This is a genomic window from Bacillus sp. FJAT-27445 (assembly GCF_001510665.1).
Lineage (GTDB): Bacteria > Bacillota > Bacilli > Bacillales > Cytobacillaceae > Bacillus_D.
In genome coordinates, this window is record NZ_LMTI01000003.1 from 233,722 (window position 1) to 249,879 (window position 16,158).

The 16,158-nt window shown below is 49.6% G+C and carries 13 protein-coding genes; 11 read left to right on the forward strand and 2 right to left on the reverse strand.

Going from position 1 to position 16,158, the window contains the following annotated elements:
* Positions 1 to 11: 11 nt before the first annotated feature.
* The 3 genes from AR337_RS09660 (at position 12) to AR337_RS09670 (ending at position 2,448) form a co-directional block, all read left to right on the forward strand.
* Complete coding sequence (locus tag AR337_RS09660; protein ID WP_059171810.1) at positions 12 to 440, forward strand: DUF1934 domain-containing protein; 429 nt, start codon at positions 12 to 14, stop codon at positions 438 to 440.
* A complete protein-coding gene (argS, locus tag AR337_RS09665; RefSeq protein WP_059171811.1) occupies positions 437 to 2,107 on the forward strand; it encodes an arginine--tRNA ligase in 1,671 nt (556 codons plus the stop codon). The genes AR337_RS09660 and argS overlap by 4 nt, the downstream gene beginning before the upstream one ends.
* 155 nt (positions 2,108 to 2,262) lie before the next feature.
* Entirely contained in the window at positions 2,263 to 2,448 is a 186-nt protein-coding gene (locus tag AR337_RS09670; protein ID WP_059171812.1) for an H-type small acid-soluble spore protein, read from the forward strand.
* 114 nt (positions 2,449 to 2,562) lie between these two features.
* Here the strand turns inward: AR337_RS09670 and uvsE are convergent, their stop codons facing one another.
* Positions 2,563 to 3,519 (reverse strand): UV DNA damage repair endonuclease UvsE, encoded by a 957-nt coding sequence (uvsE, locus tag AR337_RS09675; protein ID WP_059171813.1) that lies wholly within the window; start codon positions 3,517 to 3,519, stop codon positions 2,563 to 2,565.
* A 48-nt stretch (positions 3,520 to 3,567) separates the two neighbouring features.
* Complete coding sequence (gene cls, locus AR337_RS09680) at positions 3,568 to 4,767, reverse strand: cardiolipin synthase (RefSeq protein ID WP_059171814.1); 1,200 nt, start codon at positions 4,765 to 4,767, stop codon at positions 3,568 to 3,570.
* 249 nt (positions 4,768 to 5,016) lie between these two features.
* Between cls and AR337_RS09685 the strand changes: the two genes are divergently transcribed.
* The 8 genes from AR337_RS09685 (at position 5,017) to icmF (ending at position 16,025) form a co-directional block, all read left to right on the forward strand.
* Positions 5,017 to 7,128, forward strand: coding sequence for a 4Fe-4S dicluster domain-containing protein (locus tag AR337_RS09685; protein ID WP_059171815.1), 2,112 nt, complete (start codon positions 5,017 to 5,019; stop codon positions 7,126 to 7,128).
* Between the two features lie 129 nt (positions 7,129 to 7,257).
* Positions 7,258 to 7,428, forward strand: coding sequence for a hypothetical protein (locus AR337_RS23105; protein ID WP_156424357.1), 171 nt, complete (start codon positions 7,258 to 7,260; stop codon positions 7,426 to 7,428).
* A gap of 24 nt (positions 7,429 to 7,452) precedes the next feature.
* A complete protein-coding gene (locus AR337_RS09690) occupies positions 7,453 to 8,640 on the forward strand; it encodes an acetyl-CoA C-acetyltransferase (protein WP_059171816.1) in 1,188 nt (395 codons plus the stop codon).
* Between the two features lie 57 nt (positions 8,641 to 8,697).
* Positions 8,698 to 9,552, forward strand: coding sequence for a 3-hydroxybutyryl-CoA dehydrogenase (locus tag AR337_RS09695; protein WP_059171817.1), 855 nt, complete (start codon positions 8,698 to 8,700; stop codon positions 9,550 to 9,552).
* Between the two features lie 50 nt (positions 9,553 to 9,602).
* Complete coding sequence (locus AR337_RS09700) at positions 9,603 to 10,721, forward strand: acyl-CoA dehydrogenase (RefSeq protein WP_059171818.1); 1,119 nt, start codon at positions 9,603 to 9,605, stop codon at positions 10,719 to 10,721.
* A 126-nt stretch (positions 10,722 to 10,847) separates the two neighbouring features.
* Positions 10,848 to 11,987 carry an acyl-CoA dehydrogenase gene (locus tag AR337_RS09705; RefSeq protein ID WP_059171819.1) on the forward strand — a complete coding sequence of 380 codons (1,140 nt, stop codon included), beginning with the start codon at positions 10,848 to 10,850 and terminating at the stop codon, positions 11,985 to 11,987.
* A 106-nt stretch (positions 11,988 to 12,093) separates the two neighbouring features.
* On the forward strand, positions 12,094 to 12,768 hold the full coding sequence (locus tag AR337_RS09710) for a TetR/AcrR family transcriptional regulator (RefSeq protein ID WP_059172222.1): 675 nt from the start codon (positions 12,094 to 12,096) through the stop codon (positions 12,766 to 12,768).
* Positions 12,765 to 16,025 carry a fused isobutyryl-CoA mutase/GTPase IcmF gene (icmF, locus tag AR337_RS09715; RefSeq protein WP_059171820.1) on the forward strand — a complete coding sequence of 1,087 codons (3,261 nt, stop codon included), beginning with the start codon at positions 12,765 to 12,767 and terminating at the stop codon, positions 16,023 to 16,025. The genes AR337_RS09710 and icmF overlap by 4 nt, the downstream gene beginning before the upstream one ends.
* Positions 16,026 to 16,158 lie beyond the last annotated feature (133 nt).

Genomic DNA, 16,158 nt, shown 5'->3' on the forward strand with positions numbered 1-16,158 from the left:
GAGTGGACCGGATGGACCCGAAACCCGTTATTGCTACCATTAGCACCTCGATCGCCCAATCCGGTGTGAAGGATGAATATACAACCGTTGCAAACGGCTTTTTTTACAAAAAGGGGAGCGGCGTTTACCTCCAGTATGAGGAAATGGGGGAGGAGGGCAGCATCCGTACTATTTTAAAAATGGACAGCGGTGAAGCTTTAATTCTGAGAAGCGGTGCAGTAAAAATGAGATTGCCATTCAAGCTTGGCCAGGAAACACGAGGCAGCTATAACACACAGTACGGGACCCTTCCTGTCGTGGCTGTCACAGAGCGGCTTGCCCAGGCAATCAGGGAAAATGGCCGAGGCGGCATGTTCATGCTGAAATATGATTTGCAGATTGCGGGTTCACCCGCAGGTACATATAGCTTAACGATTACGTTTGAGGAGGAAACTGAATGAATTTAGTTGAACAGGTTCAGCAAAACCTGAAGCAGGAAATTAAAGCGGCCGTCATAAAAGCCGGGTTTGCGTCCGAAGACCAGCTTCCCGAGGTTATATTGGAAGTCCCGAAGGAAAAGGCACATGGTGATTATTCAACCAACATGGCAATGCAGCTGGCACGCGTGGCAAAAAAAGCGCCACGAGTGATTGCTGATGCAATTGTCGAACATTTTGATCGATCAAAGGCATCGATTGAGAAAATAGAACTCGCAGGGCCGGGGTTCATTAATTTTTACATGGACAATAGCTATCTGACAGAGTTAATTCCTGCGATTTTGGATGCCGGAGACAAGTATGGAGAAACAACTGCCGGTAAAGGCCAAAAAGTCCAGATCGAGTTCGTATCCGCCAACCCGACTGGGGACCTTCACCTCGGGCATGCTCGAGGCGCGGCAGTCGGTGATTCGCTATCAAACATTCTCGCGAAGGCTGGCTATGATGTTTCGCGCGAGTACTATATCAATGATGCCGGAAACCAAATCAATAACCTTGCCCTTTCCGTTGAAGCCCGTTACTTCCAAGCGCTTGGCCAGGAAAAGGATATGCCGGAAGACGGTTACCATGGCGAGGACATTAAAGGCATCGGTAAGAAGCTTGCCGAGGAATACGGCGATAAATATCTAAATGTTCCGGACGAGGAGCGCTTCAACTTCTTCCGGGAATACGGTCTAAAATATGAAATGGCCAAGCTAAAGAAGGACCTTCAAGATTTCCGCGTTGAATTCGACGTTTGGTATTCGGAAACTTCCTTATACCATAATGGGAAAATTGATGCGGCCTTAAAGACGCTCCGTGACAACGGGCATATATATGAGGAGGAAGGAGCGACCTGGCTCCGCTCAACACCATTCGGCGATGATAAGGACCGCGTTTTGATTAAGCAGGATGGATCATATACGTACCTGACCCCGGATCTCGCCTACCATAAGGATAAACTGGACCGCGGTTTTGAAAAGCTTATCAACGTCTGGGGTGCCGACCACCACGGGTACATCCCGAGGATGAAAGCTGCCATTCAGGCACTAGGCTATGACAACGACGTTCTTGAAGTCGAAATCATCCAGCTTGTCCATTTGTATAAAAATGGCGAGAAAATGAAGATGAGCAAGCGTACCGGTAAGGCGGTCACCATGCGCGAACTTGTTGAAGAAGTCGGCCTTGATGCAACCCGCTACTTCTTTGCGATGCGCAGCGCTGATACCCATATGGACTTTGACCTTGACTTAGCTGTATCCCAATCGAACGATAACCCGGTATATTATGCCCAATATGCGCATGCCCGTATTTCGAGTATTTTGCGCCAGGCCTCCGAACAGGGCTTTGACTTCCAAAAGGATGTCGATTTGGGGCTTATCAGGTCGGAAAAGGAAATCGACCTGCTGAAAAAGCTCGGCGAATTCCCACAGGCTGTAGGGGAAGCTGCACTTAAACGCACCCCGCACCGTATCGCAAATTATGCTTTCGATTTGGCGTCCGCCTTCCACAGCTTCTACAATGCCGAGAAGGTCGTCGACAAAGAGCAAGCGGAACGCACACAAGCACGCCTCGCACTCGTGAAGGCAGTCCAGATTTCGATGAAAAACGCTTTATCCCTGATCGGCGTTTCCGCACCGGATAAGATGTAATACTATGTAAACCACGCCCTCCGGCTCTCCCGGGGGGCTTTTTGTATGGTTTTCGTTCACTTCAATTTCCTGCAATTGGGCTACAGATTTTGCTGGATAAAAAAGGCCCGTCCGGCGAATAGTATGGTAGAGAATCTGTTTGAGGAGTGGGTATTATGAATGTAGGCCGCGCAAAAGAAATCATGGAATCGGCTGATAATATAACCGTGACGTACGAGGGAAGCCGGGTCATTATCCAGAACGTTGACGAAAAACAAAAAACGGCCCGGATTTACTGGCGGGAAATCCCCGAGCAGGAACGCACGGTCCCTGTCCTGAACTTAATAGAAGAGGTGGACTAAGGTTGTAACTTGCCTAAGCCATGAAACCATTGAAGCTTACCCGGTGGATGGGTAAGCTTCTTATTTTTGACAAGCCGCAAAATCTTAATAAGAAAGCCGCCATATACCAAACATCTACTTCCATTCCACTGCGGCGCCCCCAATCCTTTTCACCCCGCGGATGGCGGCTACTTCCGGCACAAGCTTCAGCAATGCCTGGTCCTTCGCCTTCGCTTCAATCATGAAGTCAACATCCTGGCTCACTTCCCGCAAAAGCTTTAATAAAGGCATGATGAACTCCAAATCGACAAAGTCCGCATGGGAGCGGAAGGCCTTCTCTGTTTTTGGCGAGGAAATGTGGATTTTGGGAACCTGTTCCCTTTTGGCCCATGTCGAAAAAACTCCGGGCAAAAGCTCCTCAAGCGGCCGCTCCGAGAGATTGGCCATATGGTGATGGTAATCAAAGGCGAGCGGAATTCGTTCCTTTAAACAAACGTCTATAGTTTCCTCTGTTGTATAGGTTTTGTCGTCATTTTCAAGTGTCATTGCACCCTTAATATGAGATGGGAGCTGGCGCAGATTTTCATGGAAACGGATGATTGCGGACTCTTTGTCACCGTAAGCACCTCCAATATGGATATTGAGCGTTCCCCATTCCTCCAGCCCCATGCATTCAAGCATTCGATAATGGTATTCCATATCCCGGACTGCATTTTTTGTTACCTCCTCGCGCGGCGAGGTGAATAATGTGTACTGGTTTGGATGGAAACTCACGCGGATTCTGTATTTTTTCACGAGCGCACCAATCTCAAGCCACTCGTCCTTTAAAGGGGAGGCAAAATCCCAGCCGGCTTCGGGATGGGTCGCAAGCGGGACAATTGAGCTTGAAAAGCGGTAGACTTCAATACCATGCGCAATGTTGTAGTAAAGGATTCTTCGTGTATTCCACAGATTTTCCGCTGTCAGGGAAAGCAATTTTTCCCGCCGTTCTTCTTTGCCGAGCAGCTTGTATCGGGCAAAGGTCATCGTGCGTGACGGAGAAGCTTCCCAGAGGGAAAGTGCTGTTGATACATAGCCAAACCGAATTTTCAAAAAATCATCCCCCTGTCCGCCTTCCTAAAACATTTTATAACCCAAACCTTATAAAAACAGCGATATAGCCCTTGCAACTAGCTCCTTTGCCGACCGAGAGATATCTGGTTTTTCAAGCGAGGCAAGCTCAAGCTCCCTGGAGGCGAGAATATCATTCTCCAAGATGGCAACAGCTTCGTTTATTTGTTCGGGCCCAAACATATAACAATTGATCTCGCTGTTTAGAAACAAGCTTCTTTTATCAAAATTGGCAGTTCCGATGTCACAGACGGTATCATCAATCAAAAGTGTCTTCGCATGGTAAAATCCGTTCGAATACTGGTATACCCTTGCACCATCCTTAATAAGCCGGCGGAGGGACCGATAGGAGGCTTCTTTTACGAGCGGATGGTCTGCAATGCCAGGGACTATGATGGTGAGCGAAACTCCGCGTCCCAGACAGGAGAGCAGCTCGGCGAACAGTTTTTTGCTTGGAATAAAATATGGGCTGCCAATCACGATTCTTTCGTTTGCGCTCTTTAGAAGCTCAAGGCATGTCTGCTCAAGCATGAAACCCGAAGTAGGGAGGAGCTGATGCTCTGCCTCTCCAGTCTCTTTTTTACAAAAGTAGAAAGGATGTTTCCGCAAATCTTCCCGGGCTGCTTCCTTCCAGTCAATGAGGAAAACATCCTGCAAATCCTGAACCGATTCACCGGTGATCTTCAGGTGATAATCCCTCCACGGCGATAGCTTCGGGTGTCCGCCAATATACTCATCTCCCACGTTATATCCGCCAAGATAGCCGATCTTCCCATCGATAATCGTTATTTTCCGGTGATTCCGGGCCTGGGAAGTGTAAAAAAGGAATGGAAGCCTGAGCTTGTGCGAAAAAGCAAAGTGGATTCCTTCCTGTTTGAGCGAAGCAACCGTCTCTTTTTTTATCTCCATGCTGCCAATCCAGTCAACCAGGAGCCTGACTTCGACTCCCGAACGGGCCTTCTCGCGGAGTATTTCGAAAAATTCATGGCTGAGGGCATCTTCTTTGACGATATAGAATAAAACATGAATATAACGGTCTGCCTGTCTTAAATCGGTGAAATAATCCTTGAACAGTTTGCTGCCCCTCGTAAAAATCCGGATCGTTCCCCTGCGCCGGGGAGGGGGAGAAAACCCTGTGTCCCTGATTCGTTTTGATCTCCCAAAGTAGAGGTCAGCAAACAGCCAGGCAATGAGCAACAAAATACATGCAGCCAATAGGATTAAGAACACGCGGCCTGCCTCCGTTTACAGTTTGTTATTTGGAATCTCCAAATAGTACTCAACATGATGCTACTCTATTCCCATAGCTTATACCGAAAAGAGGGGTTGTATGAATTGAAAGCGCACGACAAAACTGTTGACTGAATGCTCATTCAACTTATAATGAAAGTATATATAGTTCTGAAAATTGCCTAGGTTTGAAATTTTCTTCTAATGGGCTAAAGGGGTATAGGAAAGAAAAGGGAAGGGGAGTTTCGAGTGAAGGAACTTTTATGGATTAATTTTATCGCGTTCCTAATTGTAACCGCTTACGCAGTCAGTTTATTCGTGTATGTGGTGAAAACAAGAATTGCCTACATCAAGCTTGGCAAAAAAGTTGAATTCGACGCCGCCTCCAAGGAACGCTGGCAAGCAATATGGTCAAATGTTTTTGGCCAAAAGAAGCTTTTGAAAGATAAGAAGAGCGGGATCATCCATGTTATGTTTTTTTACGGATTTATTCTTGTCCAATTCGGGGCAATCGACTTTATCTGGAAGGGAATAAAGCCTGGTTCTCATCTGCCACTCGGTCCGCTGTACCACGGCTTTACCTTCTTCCAGGAGCTTGTGGCCCTCATGATCCTTGTTGCCGTGGCCTGGGCATTTCACCGCCGCTATGTTGAAAAGCTAGTCCGCCTGAAACGGAACTTCAAGGCGGGAATCGTCCTCTTTTTTATTGGCGGCTTGATGCTTTCCGTACTCCTTGGGAATGCAATGGGGATAATTTGGCACGGGGCTGAAGGAAGCTGGTCCGAGCCGGTAGCATCCGCAATCGCCGCGGGCTTCGGCTGGATGGGCAAAACTGCAGCAGTGGCCGTTTTTTATATTTCATGGTGGATTCATTTGCTTCTGTTGCTCGCCTTCCTGGTTTACGTGCCGCAGTCCAAGCACGCTCACCTGATCGCCGGCCCGGTGAATACATATTTTAGCCGTACTGGCCCGGTTGGGAAATTAAAGAAAATCGATTTTGAAGATGAAAGTCAGGAAAGCTTCGGTGTGGGGAAAATCGAGGACTTCAACCAGCTGCAGATAATTGACTTTTATGCATGCGTCGAGTGTGGGCGCTGTACAAATATGTGCCCGGCAACAGGCACCGGAAAAATGCTTTCGCCGATGGATATTATCCTGAAGCTCCGTGACCATCTGACGAATTATGGCGCTGCCGTTACACAAAGGCAGCCATGGGTTCCGGCGTTCGCTTTTGCCGATACGAAAGGGAACCAGCTGGCACTTGCAGCAAAGGGCGTAGCCGCGGATGAAGCGGCAGCGGCTTCTGCATATAACCCGAACTTGATAGGCGATGTCATTACAGAGGAAGAGCTTTGGGCCTGTACGACATGCAGGAACTGCGAAGATCAATGCCCTGTCATGAACGAACATGTTGATAAAATTATCGATCTCCGCCGCTACCTCGTTTTGACTGAAGGAAAAATGGATCCGGATGCGCAGCGGGCAATGACCAATATTGAACGCCAGGGCAATCCGTGGGGATTGAACCGCAAAGAGCGCGAGGACTGGCGCGAAGCCCGTGAGGATGTACATGTGCCGACTGTAAAAGAAGCGAAAAAAGCGGGTGAGGAATTTGAATACCTTTTCTGGGTAGGCTCGATGGGCTCGTATGACAATCGGAGCCAGAAGATTGCCCTTTCCTTTGCGAGGCTGCTGAATGAAGCAGGCGTTAAATTCGCGATTCTGGGTAACAAGGAGAAAAACTCCGGCGATACGCCGCGCCGCCTCGGGAATGAATTTCTGTTCCAGGAGCTTGCCGTGAAGAATATCGAGGAGTTCGAGAAAAACGAAATAAGGAAAATCGTTACAATCGACCCGCATGCTTACAATATTTTCAAAAACGAGTACCCGGATTTTGGGCTCGAGGCTCAAATTTACCACCATACAGAGCTATTGTTTGACCTCGTCCGGGAGGGAAGGCTTGTGCCCCGTCATGAAGTGAACGAAACAATTACGTTTCATGACTCCTGTTACCTGGGCCGCTATAACGATGTGTACGATGCACCAAGGGAAATTTTGAAAGCAATCCCCGGCGTTAAGCTTGTCGAGATGGACCGAACCCGTGAGAATGGCATGTGCTGCGGTGCCGGCGGCGGCCTAATGTGGATGGAAGAGGAGACCGGCCACCGCATCAACGTGGCCCGGACAGAACAGGCACTGGCTGTCAATCCATCTGTCATTTCTTCCGGCTGCCCATACTGCCTGACGATGCTATCGGATGGAACGAAGGCAAAGGAAGTAGAAGAAAAAGTCGGAACATACGACGTTGCCGAGCTGCTGGAGCGTTCGGTTATTGGCCAGTCAGCTCCGATTCTCTCTTAATTCATTATTTTAATAGAAAGCAGGAACTGAAAAGCGCAAATTCCTAAAAATTATGAATGTTGTGTCTTAAATTTTAGTTCCTGCTTTTTTTACTGTAAAATTATCTGTAAGAGGTAAAACGCTTACATTGTGTGTGAGGCAATTGAGCGAGCGTTCGGTCGCCTTCCCGTAAAAGCCTTAAAATCAGGAAGCCAAGACTGGCTGTTTGAACGCGGAAATCAGAAAAGCCAGAACGGCTGGCAGCAGTGGGTAATCGTTGGCATGCTGCACACGGCAGAGGATTGGGATATTGTCACGTGAAAAAACTGTAAAGGGGTAGATTGAATGGCCAGGACAGTTATTTTAAGCGGAGTGAGGACTCCATTTGGCAAATTTGGAGGGGCACTGAGCAGTTTTACCGCATCCGAATTAGGTGGTATTGCCGTAAAGGAAGCGCTCGCGCGTGCAGGAGTTAATCCGGAAGACGTTGGCGAAGTAATTCTCGGTTCCGTCCTCCAGGGCGGCCAGGGCCAGCTTCCATCCAGACAGGCCGCGCGCCATGCCGGGATTCCTTGGGAGGCCAGGACGGAGACAATCAATAAGGTTTGCGCATCAGGGATGAGAAGTGTAACAATCGGCGACCAGATCATCCGGGCTGGCGACGAGGAAGTCATTGTCGCGGGAGGTATGGAGTCAATGAGCAACGCTCCGTATATGTTGCCAAAGGCGCGTTGGGGCTTCCGGATGGGTGATGCCCAGATGCAGGATCTTCTATTAGTTGACGGGCTAAGCTGCAGCTTTACCGGCGTCCACATGGGAACGTACGGGAACTCGACAGCCTCCGAAATGGGCATTACCCGCGAGGAGCAGGACCTTTGGGCGATGAGAAGCCACCATCTCGCCAATGAAGCGATTGAAAAAGGCATTTTGTCTGAAGAAATTGTTCCTGTATCGGTTCAACAGAGGAAGGGCGACCCAGTTGTCGTCGAGCACGATGAATCGCCAAGGAAGGATACGACGATTGAAAAGCTTGGCGCGCTTAAGTCTGTCTTTGATAAGGAAGGGTCAATCACGGCAGGCAATGCGCCTGGAATCAATGACGGGGCAGCGGCACTTGTATTAATGAGCGAAGAGCGCGCAACACGAGAGGGACGCACGATTGGAGCCCTTATCCACGGGCATACTTCGATTGCGGTCGAAGCAAAGGATTTCCCTCAGACGCCAGGCCTGGTCATCAATGCCCTTTTGGAAAAAACAGGACGCTCACTCGAGGAAATCGATCTGTTTGAAATCAACGAGGCTTTCTCGGCTGTTGCGCTCGCGAGCAATAAAATCGCCGGCCTTGATCCAGAAAAAGTCAATGTCAATGGCGGTGCAGTAGCTCTAGGCCATCCGATTGGCGCAAGCGGCGCAAGAATCATCGTAACGCTGATGCATGAGCTGAAGAGGCGCGGCGGGGGAATTGGGATTGCCGCAATCTGCAGCGGGGGCGGACAGGGTGATGCCATAATGATCGAAGTACCGAAGCAATAGAATACGAGATTAGAGTGGCGGGCGGCTTTGCCCCCGCCTTATTTTGGAGGGGATAGTATGGCGATTAAACATGTAATGGTAATCGGGGCGGGACAGATGGGCTCGGGGATTGCCCAGGTATGCGCCCAGTCCGGCTATAACGTCATTTTGAATGATTTAAGCGGCGAGCAAATCGAGCGCGGCTTAAACGGAATTAAAAAGAACCTGGATCGCGCCGTGGAAAAAGGGAGGCTACAAGCTAGCGTAAGAGAGGAAACACTTGAGCGTATTTCGGCTTCGACCTCTCTTGAGGATGCTGCCTCCGTCGATCTTGTCATCGAGGCAGCCGTAGAAAATATGGGCGTTAAAGCGGATATTTTCCGGAAGCTCAATAAGATTGCGCCGGCGCATGCGATTCTCGCCAGCAATACATCGTCTTTGCCAATCACGGAGATTGCAGCGGAAACGGACCGGCCTGAGAGAGTCATCGGAATGCATTTCATGAATCCAGTACCGGTCATGAAGCTAGTGGAAATCATCCGCGGGCTGGCGACGGCCGATGAGGTCTACCAGGAAATTGAAGATATGACAAGAGCCTTGAATAAGGTGCCGGTCGAAGTAAATGACTTCCCTGGCTTTGTCTCGAATCGGATTCTCATGCCGATGATTAATGAAGCCATTTATACGCTATATGAAGGCGTGGCGACGAAGGAAGCGATTGACGATGTCATGAAGCTTGGCATGAACCACCCGATGGGCCCGTTGACCCTTGCTGACTTTATCGGCCTTGATACATGCCTCTATATTATGGAAACGCTTTATGAAGGCTTTGGCGACAGTAAATACCGCCCATGCCCATTGCTGAGGAAATATGTGAAAGCTGGATGGCTCGGCAAAAAGACAGGCCGCGGCTTCTATGACTATCAGAAATAGGCGACAAACTTAAGCTTTACAGGAGAACCAGCTCATGAGGGGGATGGCAGATGGATATCCGGTTTACAGACGAGCAGGAAATGATGAGGAAAATGGTCCGTGACTTTGCGGAAAAGGAAATTGCTCCTTTTGTTGAAAAAATGGAGAAGGGGGAGTTCCCGAGGGAAGTCCTGAAAAAAATGGGCGAACTTGGCCTGATGGGCATTCCAGTTCCTGAAGAATATGGCGGGGCCGGGATGGATTTTATGTCATACATAATCGCCATCCACGAAATTTCCAGGGTGAGCGCCGCGGTCGGGGTTATCCTGTCGGTCCATACCTCTGTCGGGACCAACCCGATCCTTTATTTCGGAACTGAAGAACAGAAGCAGAAGTATGTAACGAAAATGGCGGCGGGCGAATGGCTTGGCGCATTCTGCCTGACAGAGCCGGGCGCCGGATCGGATGCGGGAAACTTGAAGTCAAAGGCGGTCCTAGACGGTGATTCCTATGTCCTCAATGGAGCAAAAGTGTTTATTACAAATGGTGGCGAAGCTGATATCTATATTGTTTTTGCGAAAACAGCCGAGGATGTCATCTCCGCGTTTATCGTTGAAAAAGGGACAAAAGGCCTCATTATTGGCAAGGACGAAAAGAAGATGGGCCTTCATGGTTCGCGTACCGTGCAGCTAACGTTTGAAGATATGAGGGTGCCGCGCGAAAATCTTCTTGGCGAAGAGGGGCAGGGCTTCAAGATTGCCATGTCAAACCTTGACGCTGGCCGAATCGGCATTGGGGCGCAAGCGCTTGGTATTGCGGAAGCGGCCCTTTTTGCGGCAACTGAATACTCAAAAGAACGGCATCAGTTCGGCAAACCAATCGCCGCGCAGCAGGGAATTGCCTTCAAGCTGGCCGATATGGCTACAGCGATCGAAGCTGCCAGGCTTCTCGTTTACAGGGCCGCATCGCTTCGTTCGGAGGGGCTGAAATGCGGCAGGGAAGCCTCGATGGCAAAGCTCTTCGCTTCCAAAACGTCAGTCGAAACGGCAATCGAAGCCATCCAGATATTCGGCGGCTATGGCTACACCGAGGACTATCCGGTCGAACGGTACTTCCGTGATGCAAAGGTGACCGAAATTTACGAGGGTACAAGCGAAATCCAGCGCCATGTCATTGCAAGGCAGCTTTAGTTGCAATTTAATGGTAATAACGGACGCGGTTGTGGATACTGTAACGCTTTAGGGCTCTAAATTAGAGAGGTTAAAACCAGTATTGTGGAAATAACAAAACTCCAAACCTACCAGGGGGAAACGAAAATGAATTTCAAACTGACTGAAGAGCATGAAATGATTCGAAAAATGGTTCGGGACTTTGCCCGGAATGAAGTCGCCCCGACCGCTGCCGAGCGTGATGAAGAGGAGCGCTTTGACAGGGAGATTTTTGACAAAATGGCCGAGCTAGGCCTGACTGGGATTCCATGGCCGGAAGAGTATGGCGGCATTGGAAGTGATTATCTTGCCTATTGCATCGCAGTTGAAGAGCTTTCCCGCGTCTGCGCGTCGACGGGTGTAACCCTGTCCGCGCACACATCGCTTGCAGGCTGGCCGATTTACAAATTCGGCTCTGAGGAGCAAAAACAAAAGTTTCTCCGCCCAATGGCAGAGGGATCGAAAATCGGCGCATATGGCTTGACTGAGCCTGGGAGTGGGTCGGATGCGGGTGCAATGAAGACGACTGCCCGCCTTGACGGCGATCATTATGTGCTGAATGGTTCGAAAATTTTTATCACAAACGGCGGCATTGCCGATATTTATATTGTCTTTGCATTGACGGATCCCACAAGCAAACAAAGAGGGACAACCGCATTCATTATTGAAAAAGACTTCCCGGGCTTTTCGGTAGGCAAGAAGGAAAAGAAACTCGGCATCCGGTCATCGCCGACAACGGAAATCATTTTTGAAGACTGCCGTGTACCGGTTGAAAACAGGCTTGGTGAAGAGGGAGATGGCTTTAAGGTAGCCATGATGACGTTGGACGGCGGCAGGAACGGCATTGCCGCCCAGGCTGTCGGGATTGCCCAGGGTGCACTTGACGCTGCAGTCGAATATGCGCAAGAACGCCACCAGTTCGGCAAGCCGATCGCTGTGAATCAGGGGATTTCCTTCAAGCTTGCCGATATGGCTACTGCTGTGGAGGCTTCAAGGCTATTAACCTACCAGGCTGCCTGGCTAGAGTCGGAAGGCCTTCCGTATAGCAAAGCCTCCGCGATGGCGAAGCTGTTTGCCGGCGATACTGCCATGAAGGCCACAACGGAAGCCGTCCAGGTATTCGGCGGATACGGCTATACAAAGGATTATCCGGTGGAGCGGTACATGCGCGATGCGAAAATTACTCAAATTTACGAAGGCACCCAAGAAATCCAGCGTCTCGTAATTTCCCGGATGCTGACGAAATAACGGGCTGAATTTGCTTTTTTCAGATTTAGAGTCCATTAGAACGATTATCGAACGGCTAACCTATGAAAATAAATCTACTTATGGCACGGCAAAGGCGGTGGTTTTTTTGAAGAAAAGGGAAGTCCATGCTTCCGTCAAGGATGAGCTTCTTGTGAGGAGAAGGCGCAGCCAAATGATTAGGGGAGCCGTTGCCCTTTTTAAACAAAAAGGGTTCCACCGCACCACAACGAGGGAAATAGCGAAGGCTTCAGGCTTCAGCATCGGCACACTCTATGAATATATCCGGACAAAGGAAGACGTCCTTTATCTAGTTTGCGATAGTATTTATGACCAGGTTTCCAGCAAGCTGATGAAGGACTTGGACGGCAAGGGCGCAACACTCGAAAGCCTGAAGCAGGGCATTGCCGATTATTTCCGGATTATGGATGAAATGCAGGATGAAGTCCTCGTTATGTACCAGGAGGCGAAGTCGCTTTCAAGGGACGCGCTTCCTTATGTACTGCGGAAGGAAAATGAAATGGCCGCCATGTTCGGAACGCTGCTGGACCGCTGTACGGAAAATGGCGAATTGGATTTAACGGAAAAGGAGATTGAGCTTATTTCCCACGACATTATTGTTCTAGGTCAAATGTGGGGGTTCCGCCGCTGGGCGCTTGGGAAACGATTCACGCTCGACGATTACATCGAGCACCAGACAGAGATCCTGTTATGGGGAATTTCCAAAGGGAAACAGAGCCGGCAATTAAGCGGACATGCAACACTGAGAGGAGGAGAACGATGAGTACACAGGAAATCTACAAGCCGGTCCACCACGTCAGGTTCGTTACTGCCTCGAGCCTGTTCGACGGGCACGATGCCTCGATCAATATTATGAGAAGAATCCTTCAATCGACAGGTGCGGAGGTCATCCATCTTGGGCACAACCGCTCCGTTGAGGAAGTCGTCAACGCGGCGATCCAGGAGGATGTACAGGGCATTGCCATTTCATCCTATCAGGGCGGCCATGTTGAATATTTTAAATATATGTATGACCTGCTTCAGGAAAAGGGGGCTGGCCATATCCGTATTTACGGAGGTGGAGGCGGAGTCATTATCCCCCGTGAAATAAAAGAGCTGCACGAATACGGTATTGCCCGCATCTTTTCACCGGAAGACGGCCGAAAGCATGGCCTTCAGGGCATGATTAATGGGATGGTCAAGGAATGTGATTTTTTAACGCTTCCGAAGGACCCGGCTGCCGAAATTGAGGCGCTTCAAAAGGGTGATACAAAAGCGATTGCTAAAATGATCACGCTTGCCGAATACCAGGTTGGCGCAGATAAAGAAACCGCTGCAGCCTCTGAAGTTATCGAAAAGGTTAAAGCAGTAGCCGCGCCTGTCCCGGTTATTGGGATAACAGGCACAGGCGGAGCCGGGAAAAGTTCTCTTACCGACGAGCTGATTCGCCGGTTCATCAATGAAATACCTGAAAAAAAGGTTGCGATCCTCTCTGTTGACCCGACCAAGCAAAAAACCGGCGGTGCATTGCTAGGGGACCGGATTCGCATGAATTCCATTTTCAACCCGCGCGTCTATATGCGCAGCTTGGCGACCAGGGCGTCAAGAAGCGAGCTTTCCCTTGCAATCCAGGATGCAGTCGCGGTGGTTAAAGCTGCAGGATTTGATTTGGTTGTAGTCGAAACGAGCGGAATTGGCCAGGGCGATGCCGCCATTACCGAAATTTGCGATGTATCGATGTATGTCATGACAAGCGAGTTCGGCGCGCCAACACAGCTCGAGAAAATCGATATGATTGATTTTGCCGACCTTATCGTTATAAACAAATTTGAGCGAAAGGGCTCTGAGGATGCAAAGCGGCAGGTTCAAAAGCAATACCAGCGAAGCCATATGCTATTTGAAAAAGAACCGGATGAACTTCCGGTATACGGCACAATCGCCAGCCAGTTCAACGACCCGGGAACGAATGCGGTGTTTGCCGCGCTGATTGAAAAAATAAATGAAAAGGCCGGGACGGATTGGAAGACCTCTTTTGCCAAAAAAGCTCTTGTCGAAAAGCAAAATGTTATTATTCCGACGGACCGCCGGTATTATTTAAGGGAAATCTCCGAAACGGTCAGGAATTATCATAAAAAAGGGGAAGAGCAGGCGGATTTAGCCAGGAAGCTGTTCCAAATCGAGGGTGTCCTCGTAGTACTCCGTGATGGCGGGAGTGAAGAAACAGTTGCCGAGCTGAACCGGATCAAGGAAGCGACAGAAGCCGCACTGACCCCGGAATCAAAGACAGTCCTTGATGGCTGGGAAAAGCTGAAGTCCGATTACCAGGCGGGCGAATATGTGGTCCGGATCCGCGATAAGGAAATCAGGACGGTGCTGAAGTCAAAGAGCCTATCAGGCCTTGATATCCCGAAGGTAGCTCTTCCAAAATATAAGGATTACGGAGAAATCCTGCGTTGGGTTTACCGGGAAAATGTACCTGGTGCCTTCCCGTATACTGCCGGAGTTTTCCCTTTCAAGCGCGAAGGCGAGGACCCGAAGCGCCAGTTTGCTGGAGAGGGGACACCGGAGCGGACGAACCGCCGTTTCCACTACCTATCAAAAGATGACAATGCAAAGCGATTGAGCACGGCGTTCGATTCGGTTACTCTGTACGGGGAGGACCCGGATTACCGCCCGGATATTTATGGGAAGGTTGGGGAAAGCGGCGTCAGCATCTGTACATTGGAGGATATGAAGAAGTTGTATGCCGGATTTGACCTGTGCCATCCGTCGACCTCCGTTTCAATGACTATCAATGGGCCGGCGCCAATCATCCTCGCGATGTTCATGAACACGGCAATCCACCAGCAGGTCGAGAAAAAAGAGGCTGAGCTTGGCCGCATCCTGACTCCTGGAGAATTTGCCGAGGTCCGGGCCTTTACGCTAAAAAATGTCCGCGGAACGGTCCAGGCGGATATCCTGAAGGAAGACCAAGGCCAGAATACATGCATTTTCTCGACTGAATTCGCGCTGAGGATGATGGGGGATATCCAGCAGTACTTCATTGACCATCAGGTACGCAACTATTATTCGGTATCGATTTCCGGTTACCATATAGCCGAAGCTGGAGCGAATCCGATTTCGCAGCTGGCCTTCACACTGGCAAACGGCTTTACGTATGTCGAATACTATTTAAGCCGCGGCATGGACATCAACGATTTCGCGCCGAACTTGAGCTTTTTCTTCTCGAACGGCCTTGATCCCGAATATACAGTCATCGGCCGCGTAGCCCGACGGATTTGGGCGACAGTCATGCGCGATAAATACGGTGCCAACGAACGCAGCCAGAAGCTAAAGTACCATATCCAGACATCGGGCCGTTCCCTGCATGCCCAGGAAATCGACTTCAATGATATCCGGACTACCTTGCAGGCATTAATGGCGCTGCAGGATAACTGCAACTCGCTTCATACGAATGCGTATGACGAAGCGATTACGACTCCTACCGAGGAATCGGTGCGCAGGGCGATGGCGATCCAGATGATTATTACGAAGGAGCATGGCCTGTCGAAAAATGAAAATCCTCTTCAGGGAGCATTCATAATAGATGAATTGACGGACCTTGTTGAAGAGTCGGTCCTTCAGGAGTTCGAGCGGATCAATGACCGCGGAGGCGTTCTAGGTGCGATGGAAACCCAATACCAGCGCGGCAAAATACAGGACGAATCGATGTACTATGAAATGAAGAAGCATTCCGGAGAGTTGCCGATTATTGGAGTCAATACGTATTTAAATCCAAATCCTCCATCAGAGGAAGATTTGAACAATATGGAGATTGCAAGGGCATCGAAGGAAGAAAAAGAAATTCAGATTGCCAACCTTAATCAGTTCCAGGAGCAGAACGTCGACAAAACGGCTGATGCGCTGCAAAAATTAAAGGCAGCGGCCGTTTCCGGAGGGAATATTTTCGCCGAGCTGATGGAAACTGTAAAAGTAGCAAGCCTTGGCCAAATAACAAATGCCCTCTATGAGGTCGGTGGCCAGTACAGGCGCAATATGTAACCGTTGATGATAAAGAATAAAATCCGGGGATGGCCTGCCAGCCATCCCTGGCTGATTTTTAAAACAGACCGGTCAAGAATATTTTTTTCCAAAAAATTTCCCGGAACGATTAAATTTTCCTGTCTTTCATATA

Coding starts and splice junctions, on each gene's coding strand:
- AR337_RS09700 (WP_059171818.1), top strand. CDS start 9,603: ATGGATATCCGGTTTACAGACGAGCAGGAAATGATGAGGAAAATGGTC.
- AR337_RS09690 (WP_059171816.1), top strand. CDS start 7,453: ATGGCCAGGACAGTTATTTTAAGCGGAGTGAGGACTCCATTTGGCAAA.
- AR337_RS09705 (WP_059171819.1), top strand. CDS start 10,848: ATGAATTTCAAACTGACTGAAGAGCATGAAATGATTCGAAAAATGGTT.
- AR337_RS09695 (WP_059171817.1), top strand. CDS start 8,698: ATGGCGATTAAACATGTAATGGTAATCGGGGCGGGACAGATGGGCTCG.
- argS (WP_059171811.1), top strand. CDS start 437: ATGAATTTAGTTGAACAGGTTCAGCAAAACCTGAAGCAGGAAATTAAA.
- AR337_RS09660 (WP_059171810.1), top strand. CDS start 12: ATGGACCCGAAACCCGTTATTGCTACCATTAGCACCTCGATCGCCCAA.
- AR337_RS09670 (WP_059171812.1), top strand. CDS start 2,263: ATGAATGTAGGCCGCGCAAAAGAAATCATGGAATCGGCTGATAATATA.
- icmF (WP_059171820.1), top strand. CDS start 12,765: ATGAGTACACAGGAAATCTACAAGCCGGTCCACCACGTCAGGTTCGTT.